The following is a 16,589-nucleotide window of genomic DNA, read 5'->3' as shown; positions in this document are numbered from 1 at the left end:
CGGCCCCGCGCCGGGCGTGACGAGGCCCGGGCCGTGATCTCTGGAGTTCCTCCAGGGGTCACGGTCCGGGCCTTTTCGCGTCCTGTCCCGTTCACACGCGAATGCGCGCACGGGGTGTCCCCGTCCACGCACCGGAGTTCAACGGCATGACGAGCCGCACACGTGAGGTCCTGCCGAGAGGTCGAGCCGCCGGGTCCGTTCGTTGTCCCGGGACGTGCGTCGGGGGGCGTGCCGAAGGCGGAGGTGAGGGCGTGGTCCCCGGTGAGGCCGCCGTCTCGCCCGCCGCGTGGAGCCGGCGCCTCAGCGCTCGTCGCTCCTGCGGCGCCAGCGTTCCTCCATGCGCTCCATGAACCCGGGGCGGGCGGCACGGCGCCGCTCGGGCTGGCCGGGGGCTCCCTGCTGCCGGGCGTCACCGCCGAACCCGTTCATGCGTTTCCAGCTCGACAGACCCCAAAGACACGCGGCGAGCATCACCACGAAGCCGCCCACACCGAGGGGGATGAGCGGTGCCACGACGCCGACCATCAACAGCACGACACCCAGGACGAAGCCGATGGAGGCTTTCACGAGGCGGCGTTTGTAGTGGTTGCGTGGATCACTGATCCGAACGGTGTTGGCCCACTTCGGGTCCTCGCTGTAGAGGGCCTGCTCGATCTGGTCGAGCAGGCGCTGCTCGTGCTCAGACAGCGGCACGGCGCCTCCCAAGGACGGCCCCTTGACGGGGAAGACGGCAACGGGCACCACAGGGTGTCCGGACCTCGCGGTCGGTTATCCCCAGAATACGAGGCTGTAGACGTAGGCGAAAGAAAACGTCCAACGTAGACCAAACCGGAGGTGACGTCATAGATCCATTCCATCGAACGGAGGGCGTACGAGCGAGGCCGGGCGGACGGCCTCCGGGCCGAACCTTCTGGCCGCCTTGTCCATGGCCATTTCGGCCTCCCGCCAGCCGGTTTCGCGTTCTCCCAGGCCCAGCTGACGCGTCGCCGCGGCCGCCGGACGGAGGTTCTCGACCCGGACGCCGACCAATCGGAGCCGCACGCGCTCCAGCCCGGCCGCCGCGAACAGCTCGCAAGCAGTGGCATATATCTCTTTCGCCACATCTGTCGGTTCACGGAGCGTGCGCGATCGGGTGATCGTCGTGAAGTCGGCGCGGCGCAGCTTGACACTCACCGTGCGCCCGATGTGACCGCCCGCGCGCAGCCGCGCGGCGACGCGCTCCGACAGCCGGAGCAACTCGCGGCGGATCGCCTCCGGGTCGTCCACGTCGTGGGAGAAGGTCTCTTCGGCGCCGATGCTCTTGTCGGGGGCGTGCGGGGTGACGCGGCGGTCGTCGCGGCCCCAGGCGAGGGCGGCGAGGTGCTCGCCCACGGCCCCGAACTCCCGCCGCAGCGTCGCCGGCGGCACGTGCGCCAGGTCGCCGACCGTCCGGATGCCGAGCCGCACCAGAGCCTGCTCCGTACGCTCCCCCACGCCCCACAGGGCCGCGACGGGCAGCGGGTGGAGGAACTCCACCACCCCGTCGGCCGGGACCACCAGAAGGCCGTCGGGCTTGCAGTGGCGGGAGGCGAGCTTGGCCACGAACTTGCTGCTCGCCACGCCGACCGAGCAGGTGATGCCGTGGCGCTCTGCGACCTGCGCGCGGATCATCGCGGCGATCGCGGCGGGCGGCCCCAGCCTGCGCAGCGCCCCGCCCACGTCCAGGAACGCCTCGTCGGAGGAGATCGGCTCGACCTCGGGCGTGATCGCGTGGAAGATCTCCATCACGCTCTTGGAGACCTCGGAGTACTTGCCGTGGCTCGGCGGGATGACCACGGCCCGCGGGCAGAGGCGGCGGGCGCGCGTCATGGGCATCGCCGAATGGACGCCGAACCGCCTGGCCTCGTAGGTGGCGCTGAGCACGACCCCGCGGGCGCCCGTCGCGCCGATGATCACCGGGGTGCCCTTGAGCTCGGGACGCTCCAGCAGCTCGACGCTGGCGAAGAACGCGTCCATGTCGACGTGCAGGATCGGGCATCCGGTGTCGTCGGCCGGCGGCGCCGTCGCCCGGTCGTGGGCCGGGTCGTGCCCCCGCCCCGGCTCGGGCCGCAGAACCTGCTTGCGCGACACAGGGCAATCCTAACCGAACGCGCGTTCTACCAGCGAGCCCGGCAGGCCGCGCGGCGGGTCACCGGTGGCCGAACAGGTGGAGCTGGGTGGCGATGTCGCGCAGGACGGGATGCGCCGCGGCGGCCTGTTCCAGCGCGACCAGCGCCCGCGCGGCCCCCGGCTCGCCGTCCAGCAGGCGGCCCGGCACCAGGTCGGCGAAGACGCGCACGCCCCTGGCCTCGCCCGGCGCGAACCCGGCCGCCGACAGCAGCCCGGCGAGCGCCTCGCCGCTGAACCGGCGCGGCGTCGGGTCGTGGTCGCCCCAGCGGCCCGAGGGGTCCGACAGTGCCTGGCGGGCCTCGTCGAAGTGGCCGGTGAGCGAGCGGTGGATCGCCGTCGCCACCGGGTTGGCCGCCAGCACGCTGATCACCCCGCCCGGCCGCAGCAGGCCCGCGACGGCCGCCAGCGCGCCCGCGGGGTCCTCGACGTACTCCAGCACGCTGTGGCACAGCACCAGGTCGGCGCTTCCCGCCGGCAGCAGCTCGCGCAGGTCGGCGGCGTCGCCCTGGATGCCCGTGACGGTCACGCCCGCCTCGGCGGCCCGCCGCTCCAGGGCCGCCAGCGAGTCGGGGCTCGGGTCGACCACCGTGACGGCGTGGCCGAGACCGGCCAGCGGGACGGCGAACCCTCCGGTGCCGCCCCCCGCGTCGACGATGTCGAGCCGCTCGCGCCCGGTCGCGCCCGCCCGCTCGGCCAGGGCGGCCCGCAGCGCGTCCCAGACCACGGCGGTGCGCACCGCCGGAGTGGTGGCCGCCTGGCGTGTGGCGCCTTCGGTGCGCACGTTCAGCTCGCCTCCTAGCGAGGACGGTCGGGACGCCCGAGGACGTCGGTCGGGCCCAGCCTACGCGGTACCGCGGCCGCGGCCGCGCGCCACCCGTCCCGGCCGCCCTCACCGGGCGCGGCACCGCCAGGGCCGCCGGGAACCCCGGCGCCCCTACAGGGCGAGGGAGGGCTTGAGCTGCTTGAACCGCGCCAGCAGGCCGTTGACGAACTGGGGAGACTCGTCGGTCGACAGCTCGGAGGCGAGGTGCACCCACTCGCTGATGACCACGGCCTCCGGGACGTCCGGCACCCACAGCAGCTCGTAGGTGCCGGCGCGCAGCAGGTTGCGGTCCACTGCGGGCATGCGGTCGAGGGTCCAGCCCTCGGAGTAGGTGGAGATCAGCTCGTCGATGCGGGGCCGGTGCCGGTCGACGCCCTCGACCAGCGCCGAGGTGTACTCGTTGACCGGCGGTTCCGCCCGCTCGACCCGTTCGGCGAGGACCTTGGCCGCGGGCTCGTCCCGCAGCTCGGCCTCGAACAGGATGTCCAGTGCGCGTCTGCGCGCCTTTCCCCGAGCGGACACCTCAGGCCCGGCCGAGGTACTCGCCGGTGCGCGTGTCGACCTTGACCTTCTCGCCCGTGGTGATGAAGAGCGGGACCTTGATCTCGGCGCCGGTCTCCAGCGTGGCGGGCTTGGTGCCGCCGGTGGAGCGGTCGCCCTGCAGACCCGGCTCGGTCTGGGCGATCGTCAGCTCGACGGCCGCGGGAAGGTCGATGTAGAGGACGTTGCCCTCGTTGATCGCCACGGTGGCGAGGGTGTTCTCCAGGAGGTAGTTGGCGGCGTCGCCGACCGTCGCCCGCGGCACGTTGAGCATGTCGTAGGTCTCGGTGTCCATGAAGACGAACTCCTCGCCGTCAAGGTAGGAGAACTGCATCTCGCGCTTGTCGACGTTGGCCACCTCGACCTTCACGCCGGCGTTGAAGGTCTTGTCGACGACCTTGCCAGAGAGCACGTTCTTCAGCTTGGTGCGGACGAAGGCGCCGCCCTTGCCGGGCTTGACGTGCTGGAATTCCACCACGCTCCACAGCTCGCCACCGTCGAGCTTGAGCACCAGTCCGGTCTTGAGGTCGTTGGTCGTCGCCACTCGTAATCTCCTGCGTCGTCATGGTCACGCCGAGCTCGGCCACGATCCTGCCCGTTCACAGGACCAGCAGCTCCTTGGTCGTGCGGGTGAGGAGTTCCGGGCCGCCGGCACGCGTGACGAGAGTGTCCTCGATCCGGACGCCGCCCCTGCCCGGCAGATAGACGCCGGGCTCGACGGTGATCGGAACTCGATCCTCAAGTCTACCGGCACCCGCGGAACGCAGGAACGGGTCCTCGTGGATCTCCAGGCCGACTCCGTGCCCCAGGCCGTGCCCGAAGTGCTCGCCGTGCCCGGCCTCCTCGATCAGCGTGCGCGCGGCCGCGTCGACCTCGTCGGTGCCGGCCCCGGGGGCGAGCGCGTGCCGCCCGGCCCGCTGGGCGGCCAGGACCAGGTCGTACAGCTCGCGCTGCCAGCCGCTCGGGGCGCCCACGGCGACGGTGCGGGTCATGTCGGCGTGGTACCCGTCGTACAGGGCGCCGAAGTCCATCGTCACCAGGTCGCCGCGCTCGATGGGACGCCCGCCCGGCGAGTGGTGCGGGACCGCGCCGTTGGGCCCGCTCGCCACGATGGTGTCGAACGCGGGGCCGTCCGCCCCGAGCTCCGCCATGCGCGCCTCCAGGGCGCGGGCGACCTGCCGTTCGGTCATGCCGGGCGCGATCGTGGCCACGACGCCGGCGAACGCCCGGTCGGTCAGCTCGCAGGCCGTGCGCAGCGCCGCGATCTCCGACTCGTCCTTGACCACCCGCAGCCGCTCGACGAGCCGTCCGAGGAGCGGCAGGTCGCCGCCGAGGCGCCGGTACTCGGCGACGGACATGTCGTGGGCCTCGACGCCGGGCCGGTCGGCGAGCCGGACCAGCGCGGAGGTGACGTCGCGGCGCTCGATGACCTCGACGCCGTCGCACACGCCGCGCGCCTTCTCGGTGTAGCGGGAGTCGGTGGCGAGCACCGGGGGCCCGTCGTCCCGCACCAGCACGGCGGCGTTCGAGCTGACCAGGCCGGTGAGGTAGCGCACGTTGACCGCGCGGGTGACCAGCATCGCGCGGGCGTCGTGCTCGGCGAGCAGGGCGGCGAGCGCCGCGCGCCGCGATTCGTGAACGGTGGTCATGTTTCCGACTGTACGGCCTGCCCCGCCCGGGCCCGGAATCCCTTACGCCAGGCCGTGCCCAAGCCCGGGGCGTCAGCCGTCCGCCAGCTCCTTGACCTTCTCGACGAGCTTGAGGCGCTCGGCGTGGCTCGGGGCGACCGGGGCCACGTTGATCGTGGTGACGCCCGACTCCTTCAGCGCCGCGATGCGGTCCCGGACGAATCCCTCGGGACCGACCAGGGACATCTTCTCCAGCAGCTCCCTCGGGACGTGCGCGGCCGCCTCGTCCTTCCTGCCCTCCAGGTACAGGTCCTGGATGAGCTCGGCCTCCTTCTCGTACCCGTAGCGCCGGGCCAGGTCGTTGTAGAAGTTCCTGCCCTTGGCGCCCATGCCGCCGATGTAGAGCGCGGCCATCGGACGGCCGAGGTCCAGCAGGTCGCCGGCATCGTCGCCGATGGCGAGCGTGGCCTGGGCGATGACGTCCAGCTCGCCGAGCTCCGCGTCCCGCCTGGCCTTGCCCGCCGCCAGCGAGGAGCCCCAGACGTCGGCGGCCTTCTCGGGCACGTAGAAGATCGGCTCCCAGCCCTCGGCCAGCTCGGCGGTCAGCTCGACGTTCTTCGGGCCGATCGCGGCGATCACGATGGGGATGCGCGGGCGGACAGGGTGGTTGATCAGCTTGAGGGGCTTGCCGAGGCCGGTGCCGCTGCCGGGGGGAAGCGGCAGGGTGTAGTGGGCGCCCTCGTAGGTGAGCCGCTCGCGCCGCCACACCTTGCGGCAGATCTCGATCACCTCGCGGGTGCGGCCGAGCGGCGCGGTGTACGGCACGCCGTGGAAGCCCTCGATGACCTGCGGCCCCGAGGCACCGAGGCCGAGCACGAAACGGCCGTCGGAGACGTAGTCCATGCCGGCGGCGGTCATGGCGAGCAGGGAGGGGGTGCGGGAGTAGATCGGCAGGATGCCCGAGGCGATCTGCAGGCGCTCGGTGCGGGCGGCGATGTAGCCCATCTGGCTCACGGCGTCGAAGGTGTAGGCCTCGGCGACGAAGACGATGTCCAGCCCGGCGCTCTCGTAGTCGCCCAGCTCGGCCACGGTCTCCTTGAAGCCTCCGGCGTAGTTGAGTGCCATGCCGACGCGCATCCGCAGTCCTCCCGTTAGGCGGCGAACCGAATGATGTTCCACCGGCTCGCAGCCAAGGCTATCGAGTCTCCCCGCGCCCACCAAGCTCTCCCCCGCCGCCGGCGGGCACTCCGTCGGACGCTTCCATGTGATCGAGCGGCGCCGGCACACCCCCGCCGGGTGACGGGCCGTCGGGTGGGAGGATGAACCCCGTGACGACGAAGCCCGCCGCTCGCCGCGGTCACCTCCTTCCCTCCGGCGAGCCCCGCCCGCGCTACGACCTCGACAGGCTGCTCGCGGTCGCGGTCTCGGTCTTCACCGAGCGCGGGTACGACGGCACGAGCATCGAGCACCTGGCCAAGGCGTCCGGCCTGTCGAAGTCCTCGATCTACCACCACATCGAGAGCAAGGAGCAGTTGCTCCGCATCGCACTCGGGCGGGCGCTGGACCCCCTTCTGGCCACCACGCGGGAGGACGGCGCGCTCACCGGCCGGGCCGTCGACCGGCTGCGGTACCTCATCCGGCGCGACGTTCAGGTGCTCGCCGACCGGCTCCCCTACGTCACCCTGCTGCTGCGGGTGCACGGCAACACCGAGACGGAACGCTGGGCGATGGAGCAACGGCGCGGCTTCGACAAGGTGGTGGCCGGGCTGGTGCAGAAGGCCATCGACGAGGGCGACATCCGCCCCGACGTCGACGCGGCCACCACCGCCCGGCTCATGTTCGGGCTGATCAACTCGCTCATCGAGTGGTACCGCCCGAGCAGGGACCTCACGGCCGACGTCCTGTCCGACCGCATCACCGCGATGATCTTCGACGGCATCGGCACCGGCGCCGGTCGGGGGTGAACCCCCGGGCGGGCCCGGGGGCGGACGTGCCGGGCCGCTCCCTCAGGCGCGCTCCAGCAGGAGGGCGATGCCCTGGCCCACACCGATGCACATGGTCACCAGGGCACGCCGCGCATCCCGTTCCCCCAGTTCGACAGCGGCGCTCAGCGCGAGGCGCGCGCCGCTCATGCCCAGCGGGTGCCCCAGGGCGATCGCGCCGCCGTTCGGGTTCACCAGGTCGCCGCCGGCGGGCAGCCCGAGCTCGCGCAGCACGGCCAGCGCCTGGGCCGCGAAGGCCTCGTTGAGCTCGACCAGGTCCAGGTCGCCCACCCCGAGGCCGAGGCGCCCGAGCAGGCGGCGCGTCGCGGGCACCGGGCCGATCCCCATGTAGCGAGGCTCGACACCCGCCACGGCGGCCCCGGCCACGCGCGCGAGCGGCCGCAGGCCGTGGCGCTCGACAGCGGCCTCGGAGGCGATGAGAAGGGCGGCCGCCCCGTCGTTGATGCCCGAGGAGTTGCCCGCGGTCACCGAGCCGCCCTCGCGGAACACCGGCCGCAGGCTCGCGAGCTTCTCCAGCGTGATCTCGCGGGGATGCTCGTCGGCCTCGACGACCACCGCCTCGGCGCGTGGCCGGGGAACGCTCAGCGGGACCGTCTCCAGGCCGAGGCGTCCGCGCCGCCGCGCCCCGGCCGCGCGCCGCTGGGAGCGGAACGCGAAGGCGTCCTGGTCCTCACGGCTGACGCCGAACCTCTCCGCGACGTTCTCCGCCGTCTCTCCCATGGTGTCCACGCCGTAGGCGGACTCGAGCGCCGGGTTGACGAAACGCCAGCCCAGGGTGGTGTCGGCCATCTGCGCGTCCCGGCCGAACGGCTTGGCCGACTTCGACATCACGTACGGCGCCCGGCTCATGCTCTCCACGCCGCCGGCCACCACGAGGTCCGCCTGGCCGCTGGACACGGCACGGGCGGCCATCGCGACCGCGTCCGCACCGGAGCCGCACAGCCGGTTCACGGTGGTGCCGGGGACCTCGACGGGCAGGCCCGCGAGCAGCACCGCCATGCGCGCGACGTTGCGGTTGTCCTCCCCTGCCTGGTTCGCGCAACCAAGGATCACGTCGTCGAGCTCCGACCAGTCGATGCCCTGGTGGCGTGCGGCGATGACGCGCAGCACATGCGCGGCGAGGTCATCCGGACGGACGGCGCTCAGCGCGCCTCCATAGGAGCCGATCGGCGTCCGGCAGCCGTCGACGAGGTAGGCAGGAGTCATATCGCATCCTTCAAACCGAATGTTCGGTCCGCATGGTGGCCAGGCCCGCGGCACGATGTCAAGCCCCCGCGAGACCGCCGGTCGGCCGGTGGTCGTCGTGCGGCTCACGACCGCTCCTGTCGAGAGGGGGTGGGGCGGACGGGGAGCTCACAGCCTCTCGATCGCGGAGGCGGGGTTCTCGACGGCATCCGCCACGGCACGCATGAACCCCGCCGCGGTGCCGCCGTCACAGACCCGGTGGTCGAACACGAAGGACATCTGGGTGATCTTGCGGATCCGGATCTCGCCGTCGACCACCCACGGCCGGTCGATGATGCGCCCGAACCCGAGGATGGCCACCTGCGGGTGGTTGATGATCGCGGCGCTGCCGTCGACGTTGAACCCGCCGTAGTTGTTCAGGGTGAAGGTGCCCGCGGTCAGCTCCTCGCGCGAGGCCCGGCCTTCCCGGGCCCGGCGTGTGAGGCCGCGGATCTCGGCGTCGAGCCGCGCGGTCGACAAGCGCTCGGCACCGAGCACCGCGGGCACGACAAGGCCTCGCTCGGTCTGGACCGCCAGCCCCAGGTCGATGCGGTCGTACTCGACGATCTCCTGGCGCTCGGTGTCGAGGCGCGCGTTGAACACGGGGTACAGCTTCAGGGCCGCGACGACGAAACGGGCCAGGTAGGCCAGCAGCCCGGGCCCCGGATGGTCCGCGGTGCGCGCCCTCTCCCGCAGCTCCACCAGCGCCGTCGCGTCGACGTCGACCCAGACGGTGGCTTCGGGGATCTCCGACCGGCTTCGGGAAAGAGACGCCGAGACGGCCTTGCGGAAACCGTTCAGCGGGGTCCGGCGCTCCGAGGCCGGGGCCGGTCCCGCCGAGGGCGTCGTGACCGCCGCGACCGGCATGTGGCCGACGGCGCCCTCCCCGTGGCGGACGGCGCCCTGCACGTCGCCGCGCGTGATCAGGCCGCCGCCTCCCGTGCCCCGTACCTCCCGCAGGTCGATGCCGTTGCTCCGCGCGAGCTGCCGTACCAGGGGGGACAGGACCAGCGGGGCGAGGTGAGCCGGCGCGGACGCGGCGGCCACAGGGGGTGCGGCCGGGGCCGGTGCGCCGCTCCTGGAGGCGGGCGCCGAGGCCCGCGGCCGGCGACGTCGCGCGGACGAGCCCGGCGCGGGCGTGCCGTATCCGATGAGCACGTTGCCCGACCCGGCCTTCTCCTCCTCGCGGTAGGTCTCCGCCGCGGGGAGGGCCGTGGACTCCGCGGCGGCGGACCCGGCCCGCGGCCCCGCCTGTGCGGTGACGGAGATGAGGGGCTTGCCCACCTCGCGGGTCTCGCCCTCGGCCCCGTGCAGCCGCGAGACCGTTCCGGCGAACGGGCTCGGCACCTCGACGATGGACTTGGCGGTCTCGACCTCGACGACCGCCTGGTCGATCGCGACCTCGTCACCCTCGGCCACGAGCCAGCGCACGATCTCGGCCTCTGTCAGGCCCTCGCCGAGGTCGGGAAGCAGGAAGGTCCGCTCGCTCACGCGTCCTCCCACTGCAGGTCGTCGACGGCGTCCAGCACCCGGTCCACGCCGGGAAGGTGGTAGTGCTCCAGCTTCGGTGGCGGGTAGGGGATGTCGAAACCGGCCACGCGGCGGATGGGCGCGGCCAGGGAGTGGAAGCAGCGCTCGGTCACCCGCGCGACGATCTCGGAGGAGACGCTGGCGAAGCCGCTCGCCTCCGCCACGACGACGGCCCGTCCGGTCGACCGCACCGCCCGGCACACGGTCTCGTCGTCGAACGGGACGATCGAGCGGACGTCGACCACCTGGAGCCCGCGCCCCTCTTGTGCCGCGATCTCCGCCGCCGCCATCGCCACCGGCACCGAGGGGCCGTAGGCGATGAGCGTCGCGTCGGCGCCCTCGCGACGGACGACGGCCCGGCCGATCCCGGGGCCGCCGGCCGGGATCTCGACCTCCTCCTTGCTCCAGTAGAGCTTCTTCGGCTCCAGGAACACGACGGGGTCGGGCGAGGCGATGGCCTCGCGCAGGAGCGTGTAGGCGTCCGCGACGGTGGCCGGGGCCACCACGTGCAGACCGGGCGTGTGCGCGTAGTAGGACTCCGAGGAGTCGCAGTGGTGCTCGACGCCGCCGATGCCGCCGGCGTACGGGATGCGGATGACCATCGGCAGGGTGACGCGCCCCCGGGTGCGATTGCGCATCTTCGCGACGTGGCTCACCACCTGCTCGAACGCGGGATAGGCGAAGGCGTCGAACTGCATCTCGACCACGGGGCGCATGCCGTTCATGGCCAGGCCCACCGCCATGCCCATGATCCCGGACTCGGCGAGGGGCGTGTCGAAGCAGCGATTCGCGCCGAAGGTCTCGGTGAGACCGTCGGTGATGCGGAAGACACCCCCGAGCGGCCCGACGTCCTCACCGAAGACGAGGACCGACTCGTCCTCGGCCATCGCGTCGCGCAGGGCACGGTTCAGCGCCTGCGCCATCGAGAGCTTCCCGTGCGGGGTCGTCGCGATCCGGGTCACCTCAGTGTCCTTCCTCTCTGCTCAGCTCATCGGCGACGAGAGCGGCCTGCTCCAGGAGCTGGGGCGTCGGCGCGGAGTAGACGTGGGCGAAGAGCTCGGACGGGTCCGGGCGTACGTCCTTGGCCAGGCCGGCCCGCATGGCCGCCGCGATTCGCTCGGCCTTCCCGGCGCAGCTCTCCCGCATCTGATCCGTGAGGAGGCCGCGTCCGCCGAGGAACGCGTCCAGGCGGGTGAGGGGGTCCCGCCCCACCCATGCCTGGACCTCCTCGTCCTGCCGGTACCGCGTCGCGTCGTCGGCGTTGGTGTGGGCGTGCATGCGGTATGTGTGCGCCTCGACGAGCTGAGGTCCCTCCCCCGCCCGCGCACGCGCCACCGCCCCGCCGAGCACGGCGAGCAGCGCGGCCACGTCGTTGCCGTCGACCCGCTCGCCCGGGACGCCGTAGCCGATCCCCTTGTGCGCCAGCGACGGCGCGACGCTCTGCCTGGCGAGCGGTACCGAGATGGCGTACTCGTTGTTCTGCACGAAGAAGACAACAGGTGTCCGGAACACCGCCGCGAAGTTCAGCGCCTCGTGGAAGTCGCCTTCGCTCGTCGCGCCGTCCCCGCACAGCGCCATCACCACCGTCGGCTCACCTCGCAGCCGGGCGGCGTGCGCGACGCCGACGGCATGCGGCAGTTGCGTCGCCAGCGGCGTCGCCTGAGGGGCGACGTGGTGCGCGTGCGGGTCGTAGCCGGAGTGCCAGTCGCCCTTGAGCAGCACGAGCGCCTCGACGGGGTCCACGCCGCGTGCCACGGCCGCCACGGTGTCGCGGTAGGTGGGGAACAGCCAGTCGCCGTCCTGGAGGACATGGGCCGCCGCGACCTGGCAGGCCTCCTGCCCGTGTGACGAGGGGTACACCGCGAGCCTGCCCTGGCGGACCAGGGCGTAGGCCTGGTCGTTGACGCGGCGCCCCACGACGAGGGCTTCGTACGCCTTGACCAGATGATCGTCCGGGGGCAGGGCGTACCCCGCGGACTCGACGGGGCGGCCGCCGGAGTCGATCAGCACGACCGGCCGAGCCGAGGGGAGCAGATGGTCGTGGTCAGGTGTCATGCAGCGATTGTGGGCGAGGGGCCGAACGTTTTCCATATTGGGCAGGTATTTGAGAAGATGTCCACGCTGCGGCACATTTCCAGAGCCAAACGTCCATATTTGATGACTCGCAGAGGGGGACGAGGAGACAGGTGGCAGACGCCCTGGACAGCACCGACCACCGCATCATCGAAGAGCTGGTGCGCGACGGCCGGATCGCCGTGCGCACGCTGGCCGAGACCCTGCACATCTCCCGGGCGAACGCCTACGCGAGGCTGTCGCGCCTGCGGGAGACCGGGGTGGTCCGGGGCTTCACCGCACGGGTCGACCCGGTCGCGCGTGGCCTCTCGACCTCGGCGTACATCACGCTGAACCTCACGCAGCCGGACTGGCGGGAGATCCGCGAACGCCTGCGCACGTTGCCGGGGGTCGTGCACATGGCCCTGGTGGGCGGCGAGTTCGACGTGATCCTGCTCGTGCGGGCCGCGGACAACGCCGCCCTGAGGCGGCTGGTGCTCGACAACATCCAGGGCATCCCCGGGGTGCTCTCCACGCGCACACTGCTGGTGTTCGAGGAGCCGGAGCCGATCGGCGGCGCCGAGCCCGGTCTCGCCGGGCCCGAGGGGTACTGACCGGACGCCGGGTCTGGATCAGTGTCCACTCCCTTGTCGCGCCGCGGCCGCCGACACCGCCATGGATGTGGACGGCGGCATCGGCAGCGGTTCGGCGGCGTCGTATCCGGATCAACGACCCGCGCCACCCCACCCGCGGCCCGCCGCAGGGCCCGGTCGTCCCCTAGGACGGACTCGACGACGCCCCGCCGGGGCGGGGCCGGTCGGTGTCCGCCGCGCCGGAGAGGCGGGCGAGATCACCGGGCGTGTCGATGTCGGCCGGATCGCCCACGTCGTCGCAGGGCACGAGCGTGACCAGATCGGGATGCGCCCGGAGGAACGGGCGGGCCCCGGCGTCCCCGGCCGCGAGCCTGCCGACCTCGCCGAAGTGCTCCCTGCCGATCAGCACCGGGTTGCGCGGCGCGCCGCCGTAGGTGGCGACCGCGACCGCCGCGCCGCGCGCCCACGCCTCGATCAGCCGGCGCACGGCTCCGGGACGGATGAGCGGCTGGTCGGCCAGGGCCACCACGACCGCCTCGGCCGTGAGCGGCAGCGCGTCCAGCCCCGTACGCAGGGACGAGCCCATGCCGGTCGCCCAGGAGGGGTTGCGCACGGTCACCGCGCCGCGGACCCGCACGGTCACCGCGCCGATGACCACGACCACCGGATGGCAGCCGCCGTCGCGGAGCAGGCGCACGCCCCGGTCGGCCAGCCGCTCGCCCTGGAACTCCAGCGCCGCCTTGGGCGTGCCGAGCCGCGCGCCCGCGCCGGCCGCGAGCAGCAGCCCGGCGCACCGCGTGGCGGCGGGCTCGTTCACGTTCCCTCGCCCGCGACGCCTTCGGCCCCCTCGCCCGCGCCGGCGTCGTCTCCCGCGACCGCCCGGGCGCGGCGCACGCCTTCGGGGCCGGACGCTCCGTGGATGCGCCCGCTGGTCTCGGTCAGCGCGCGGCCCGAGCCGCCCCAGCGGAGCTGGATCAGCTCGGCGGCGATCGAGACGGCCGTCTCCTCGGGCGTGCGCGCGCCGAGGTCCAGGCCGATCGGGGAGCGCAGCCGGGCCAGCTCCTCCTCGGTCAGGCCCGCCTCGCGCAGCCGTGCCAGCCGGTCGTCGTGGGTGCGCCGCGACCCCATCGCGCCGACGTATCCGGCGGGCGTGCGCAGGGCGACCTCCAGCAGCGGCACGTCGAACTTCGGGTCGTGGGTGAGCACGCAGACGACCGTGCGCTCGTCCACGTGGGCGGCCGACAGGTAGTCGTGCGGCCACTTGACGATCACCTCGTCGGCCTCGGGGAAGCGCTTGACGGTGGCGAACACCGGCCGGGCGTCGCACACGACGACGTGGTAGCCGAGGAACTTGCCGATCCTGGCGACGGCGGCGGCGAAGTCGATGGCCCCGAAGACCAGCATGCGCGGCGGCGGGGCGAAGGAGTGGACGAACACCTCCAGGTCGTCCAGCCGCCGCTCGCCCTCGGGCCCGTACCTGCGCACGCCCGTCAGGCCCTGGGCGAGCATGCCGCGCGCGTCGTCGTCCGCCGCGGCGTCGAGCCTGGCCGAGCCGAGCGACCCGGACGCGCGGTCCGGCCACACCACCCGCCGCGCCCCGGCGCGCCCCGGTCCGGACAGGATGGTCGCGACGGCCACCGGCTCCTGGCGGCGGACGGACGCGGCGATCTCGCCGAGCTCGGGGAAGTCCTCGGCGGACACCGGCTCCACGAGCACGTCGATGATGCCGCCGCAGGTGAGGCCGACGGAGAAGGCGTCGTCGTCGCTCACCCCGTACCGTCGCAGCACGGGCCGTCCGCCGGCGACGACCTCGTGGGCGAGCTCGTACACCGCTCCCTCCACGCACCCGCCGGACACGCTGCCGACGGCCTCCTCGCCGAGCACGGCCATGGACGCGCCGGGCGGCCTCGGCGCGCTGCGGAAGGTGTTCACCACGGTGGCCAGCCCGAACCGCTCGCCGGCCTCCCACCACCGCACGATCTGCGACAGCACGTCACGCATGGGACAGCCTTTCCGCGAGCTCCTCGAAGGCGGCCAGGCTGTGCCCGGCGACGAACGCGCCGACGTGCGGCAGGGCGGCGCGCATGCCGCCGGTCAGCGGCTGGTAGCCCTCCCGCCCCTTGTGCGGGTTCACCCACACCACGCGGTAGGCCAGCCGCGACAGCCGGGCCATCTGCCGTCCGAGCAGGGAGGGGTCGCCGCGCTCCCAGCCGTCCGAGGCGATCACGACGATCGCGCCCCTCGCGCCCGACCCCCGGTCCAGGAACCGCTTGAGCTCGTCGCCGAGCCGGGTGCCGCCGCTCCAGTCGGGGACGGCGGCCGACACCTCGCGCATGGCCGTCCCCGGGTCGCGGTGGCGCAGCTCGGCGGTGATCCGGGTGAGCCGGGTGCCGACGCTGAAGACCTCGGTGGCGCGCGGCTCGCAGCGCACCAGGGCGTGGGCCAGGCGCAGCAGCGTGTCGGCGTACGGGGCCATGGACCCGCTGACGTCGACCAGCAGCACGACGCGGCGGGGCCGCACCCGGCGGGACCTGCGGCGCAGGCGGGAGACCTCGCCGCCCCTGCGCAGGGCCTCGCGCATGGTGCGGCGGGGATCGAGCCTGCCCCGGTGGGACGGCGCGAACCGGCGTGAGCGGCGCGGCTCCCTGCGCGCGCGCAGGAGCGCGAGCATGCGGTGGATCTCGGCGAGCTCGGCGGCGCTCAGGCGGGCGACGTCACGGTGCCGGAGCACCTCGACCGCGCTGGCGGTGGCGGCGAGCGCCTCGTGCCCGGCGGCGTCGCCGTCGCCGGTGGCGTCCGGGGCGAGGGTGTGGCGCACGACGGTGACCATGGGCGGGGTGGCGCGGCCGGGGCGGGGCCGTTCGCCGCCGAAGTAGGCGGCGAAGCAGCGGTCGTAGCGGGGCAGGTCGCCCGGGCCCGCGCACATGGTGAGGCGGCCGGCCCAGTAGACGGCCGAGCGGTCGGTGACGTCCAGGTGCGCGGCGGCGCGCAGCATGTTCTGGGTGCGCTCGTGGTCGGCCGCGACCCCGGCGGCCCGCAGCGTGCGCGCGAAGCCGGTCAGCGTGGTCAGCGTGGCGACCAGGCCGTCAGGTCGCGCCGGCGGGTCAGCCATGGCGCAGCAGCCCGTTCGCCAGCACCGCCTGCTGGTCCTCGCGGTACTTCAGCAGGGCGCCGAGGGTGGCGGCGGCCAGGCCCGGGTCCAGGTCGCGGGCGCCGAGCGTGAGCAGGGCCTCGGCCCAGTCGAGGGTCTCGGCGATGCCGGGCGGCTTGACCAGGCCGGCGGCGCGCAGGCGCCCGGCGGCGGCCGCGACCTGGGAGGCGAGCGCCTCGGTGCAGGCGGGCAGCCGCCGCCTCAGGATCGCGACCTCCCGCTCGAACGACGGGTGCTCCAGCCAGTGGTAGAGGCAGCGCCGCTTGAGCGCGTCGTGCACGTCCCGGGTGCGGTTCGAGGTGACGACGACCACGGGCGGCGTGGCCGCGCGCACGGTGCCGAGCTCGGGGATGGAGATGGTGAAGTCGGACAGGACCTCCAGCAGGAACGCCTCGAACTCGTCGTCGGCGCGGTCGATCTCGTCCACGAGGAGCACGCTGGGCTGGGTCTCCAGCGCCCGGAGCAGGGGCCGGGCGATGAGGAACCGGCGATCGTACAGCTCGCCCTCCAGACGGCCGGCCTCGGCGGCGCCGGTGGCCCCCGTGGCCTCGGCGGCCTTGAGGTGGAGGAGCTGCCGGGCGAAGTCCCAGTCGTAGAGGGCCTGCGCGGCGTCCAGGCCCTCGTAGCACTGCAGGCGGATCAGCGGGGCGCCGAGGACGGCGGCGAGGGTCTTGGCCAGCTCGGTCTTGCCGACCCCGGCCTCGCCTTCGAGGAACAGCGGCCTGCCCATCTTCAGCGCGAGGAAGCACGCCGTCGCGAGCCCCTCGCCGGCCAGGTAGGCGTGCGCGTCGAGAAGCTCGGCGAGCGCGCCCGGGGTGGGGATGTCGGCCGCCCGGAGTGCCCTGTTCACCACCCCATCAGATTACGCGTCATCGGCGGCCGCGGACGCGGGTCTTG

Annotated in this window: 17 protein-coding genes; 2 read left to right on the top strand and 15 right to left on the bottom strand. The window is 73.4% G+C overall.

Going from position 1 to position 16,589, the window contains the following annotated elements; all coding sequences use genetic code 11:
- Positions 1-300: 300 nt before the first annotated feature.
- From DQ384_RS00380 to DQ384_RS00350, 7 genes are all read right to left on the bottom strand, one after another.
- On the bottom strand, positions 301-693 hold the full coding sequence (locus DQ384_RS00380) for a DUF3040 domain-containing protein (protein WP_114027010.1): 393 nt from the start codon (positions 691-693) through the stop codon (positions 301-303).
- Positions 694-840: 147 nt separating this feature from the next.
- Positions 841-2,109, bottom strand: a complete 1,269-nt coding sequence (locus DQ384_RS00375) for a DNA polymerase IV (RefSeq protein WP_114026617.1) — start codon at positions 2,107-2,109, stop codon at positions 841-843.
- Positions 2,110-2,167: 58 nt separating this feature from the next.
- Complete coding sequence (locus DQ384_RS00370) at positions 2,168-2,929, bottom strand: methyltransferase domain-containing protein (protein WP_114026616.1); 762 nt, start codon at positions 2,927-2,929, stop codon at positions 2,168-2,170.
- Between the two features lie 153 nt (positions 2,930-3,082).
- Positions 3,083-3,493, bottom strand: a complete 411-nt coding sequence (nusB, locus tag DQ384_RS00365) for a transcription antitermination factor NusB (RefSeq protein ID WP_114026615.1) — start codon at positions 3,491-3,493, stop codon at positions 3,083-3,085.
- Between the two features lies 1 nt (position 3,494).
- Positions 3,495-4,055 (bottom strand): elongation factor P, encoded by a 561-nt coding sequence (gene efp / locus DQ384_RS00360; RefSeq protein ID WP_114026614.1) that lies wholly within the window; start codon positions 4,053-4,055, stop codon positions 3,495-3,497.
- 55 nt (positions 4,056-4,110) lie between these two features.
- A complete protein-coding gene (locus DQ384_RS00355) occupies positions 4,111-5,160 on the bottom strand; it encodes a M24 family metallopeptidase (RefSeq protein ID WP_114026613.1) in 1,050 nt (349 codons plus the stop codon).
- A gap of 72 nt (positions 5,161-5,232) precedes the next feature.
- Positions 5,233-6,276, bottom strand: a complete 1,044-nt coding sequence (locus DQ384_RS00350) for an LLM class F420-dependent oxidoreductase (RefSeq protein WP_114026612.1) — start codon at positions 6,274-6,276, stop codon at positions 5,233-5,235.
- Between the two features lie 182 nt (positions 6,277-6,458).
- On the opposite strand from DQ384_RS00350, the gene DQ384_RS00345 reads away from it, so the two are divergent.
- Positions 6,459-7,103: a TetR/AcrR family transcriptional regulator gene (locus DQ384_RS00345; protein WP_114026611.1), complete on the top strand. Its 645-nt coding sequence runs from the start codon at positions 6,459-6,461 to the stop codon at positions 7,101-7,103.
- A gap of 42 nt (positions 7,104-7,145) precedes the next feature.
- On the opposite strand, the gene pcaF is transcribed toward DQ384_RS00345, so the two are convergent.
- The 4 genes from pcaF to DQ384_RS00325 form a co-directional block, all read right to left on the bottom strand.
- Positions 7,146-8,348 carry a 3-oxoadipyl-CoA thiolase gene (gene pcaF / locus DQ384_RS00340; protein ID WP_114026610.1) on the bottom strand — a complete coding sequence of 401 codons (1,203 nt, stop codon included), beginning with the start codon at positions 8,346-8,348 and terminating at the stop codon, positions 7,146-7,148.
- A gap of 147 nt (positions 8,349-8,495) precedes the next feature.
- Positions 8,496-9,857, bottom strand: a complete 1,362-nt coding sequence (locus DQ384_RS00335) for a dihydrolipoamide acetyltransferase family protein (protein ID WP_114026609.1) — start codon at positions 9,855-9,857, stop codon at positions 8,496-8,498.
- Complete coding sequence (locus DQ384_RS00330) at positions 9,854-10,819, bottom strand: alpha-ketoacid dehydrogenase subunit beta (RefSeq protein ID WP_114027009.1); 966 nt, start codon at positions 10,817-10,819, stop codon at positions 9,854-9,856. Before DQ384_RS00330 ends, DQ384_RS00335 begins: the two co-directional genes overlap by 4 nt.
- A 40-nt stretch (positions 10,820-10,859) precedes the next feature.
- Positions 10,860-11,951 carry a thiamine pyrophosphate-dependent dehydrogenase E1 component subunit alpha gene (locus DQ384_RS00325; protein WP_114026608.1) on the bottom strand — a complete coding sequence of 364 codons (1,092 nt, stop codon included), beginning with the start codon at positions 11,949-11,951 and terminating at the stop codon, positions 10,860-10,862.
- 131 nt (positions 11,952-12,082) lie between these two features.
- Here DQ384_RS00325 and DQ384_RS00320 point away from each other — a divergent pair, with 131 nt between their 5' ends.
- Positions 12,083-12,562: an Lrp/AsnC family transcriptional regulator gene (locus DQ384_RS00320; protein ID WP_114026607.1), complete on the top strand. Its 480-nt coding sequence runs from the start codon at positions 12,083-12,085 to the stop codon at positions 12,560-12,562.
- A gap of 163 nt (positions 12,563-12,725) precedes the next feature.
- Here DQ384_RS00320 and DQ384_RS00315 read toward each other — a convergent pair whose 3' ends face one another.
- From DQ384_RS00315 to DQ384_RS00300, 4 genes are read right to left on the bottom strand one after another with little or no spacing between them, the layout of a single operon-like run.
- Positions 12,726-13,358 carry a nucleotidyltransferase family protein gene (locus DQ384_RS00315; protein ID WP_114026606.1) on the bottom strand — a complete coding sequence of 211 codons (633 nt, stop codon included), beginning with the start codon at positions 13,356-13,358 and terminating at the stop codon, positions 12,726-12,728.
- Positions 13,355-14,542, bottom strand: coding sequence for an XdhC family protein (locus tag DQ384_RS00310; RefSeq protein ID WP_114026605.1), 1,188 nt, complete (start codon positions 14,540-14,542; stop codon positions 13,355-13,357). The genes DQ384_RS00315 and DQ384_RS00310 overlap by 4 nt, the downstream gene beginning before the upstream one ends.
- Entirely contained in the window at positions 14,535-15,653 is a 1,119-nt protein-coding gene (locus DQ384_RS00305; RefSeq protein ID WP_114026604.1) for a vWA domain-containing protein, read from the bottom strand. The genes DQ384_RS00310 and DQ384_RS00305 overlap by 8 nt, the downstream gene beginning before the upstream one ends.
- On the bottom strand, positions 15,646-16,542 hold the full coding sequence (locus DQ384_RS00300; RefSeq protein ID WP_425451407.1) for an AAA family ATPase: 897 nt from the start codon (positions 16,540-16,542) through the stop codon (positions 15,646-15,648). The genes DQ384_RS00305 and DQ384_RS00300 overlap by 8 nt, the downstream gene beginning before the upstream one ends.
- Positions 16,543-16,589: the final 47 nt, after the last annotated feature.

The sequence above is a fragment of the Sphaerisporangium album genome (assembly GCF_003323745.1).
Taxonomy (GTDB): domain Bacteria; phylum Actinomycetota; class Actinomycetes; order Streptosporangiales; family Streptosporangiaceae; genus Sphaerisporangium; species Sphaerisporangium album.
Note: the sequence above shows the minus strand (reverse complement) of the source record. Positions and strands in the feature narration are given on the sequence as shown.

What these genes read in the sequence shown, in the direction of transcription:
- DQ384_RS00345 (WP_114026611.1), top strand. Translation starts at nt 6,459, where the DNA reads ATGAACCCCGTGACGACGAAGCCCGCCGCTCGCCGCGGTCACCTCCTT.
- DQ384_RS00350 (WP_114026612.1), bottom strand. Translation starts at nt 6,276, where the DNA reads ATGCGCGTCGGCATGGCACTCAACTACGCCGGAGGCTTCAAGGAGACC.
- pcaF (WP_114026610.1), bottom strand. Translation starts at nt 8,348, where the DNA reads ATGACTCCTGCCTACCTCGTCGACGGCTGCCGGACGCCGATCGGCTCC.
- DQ384_RS00330 (WP_114027009.1), bottom strand. Translation starts at nt 10,819, where the DNA reads ATGGCGCAGGCGCTGAACCGTGCCCTGCGCGACGCGATGGCCGAGGAC.
- DQ384_RS00325 (WP_114026608.1), bottom strand. Translation starts at nt 11,951, where the DNA reads ATGACACCTGACCACGACCATCTGCTCCCCTCGGCTCGGCCGGTCGTG.
- DQ384_RS00310 (WP_114026605.1), bottom strand. Translation starts at nt 14,542, where the DNA reads ATGCGTGACGTGCTGTCGCAGATCGTGCGGTGGTGGGAGGCCGGCGAG.
- DQ384_RS00305 (WP_114026604.1), bottom strand. Translation starts at nt 15,653, where the DNA reads ATGGCTGACCCGCCGGCGCGACCTGACGGCCTGGTCGCCACGCTGACC.
- DQ384_RS00355 (WP_114026613.1), bottom strand. Translation starts at nt 5,160, where the DNA reads ATGACCACCGTTCACGAATCGCGGCGCGCGGCGCTCGCCGCCCTGCTC.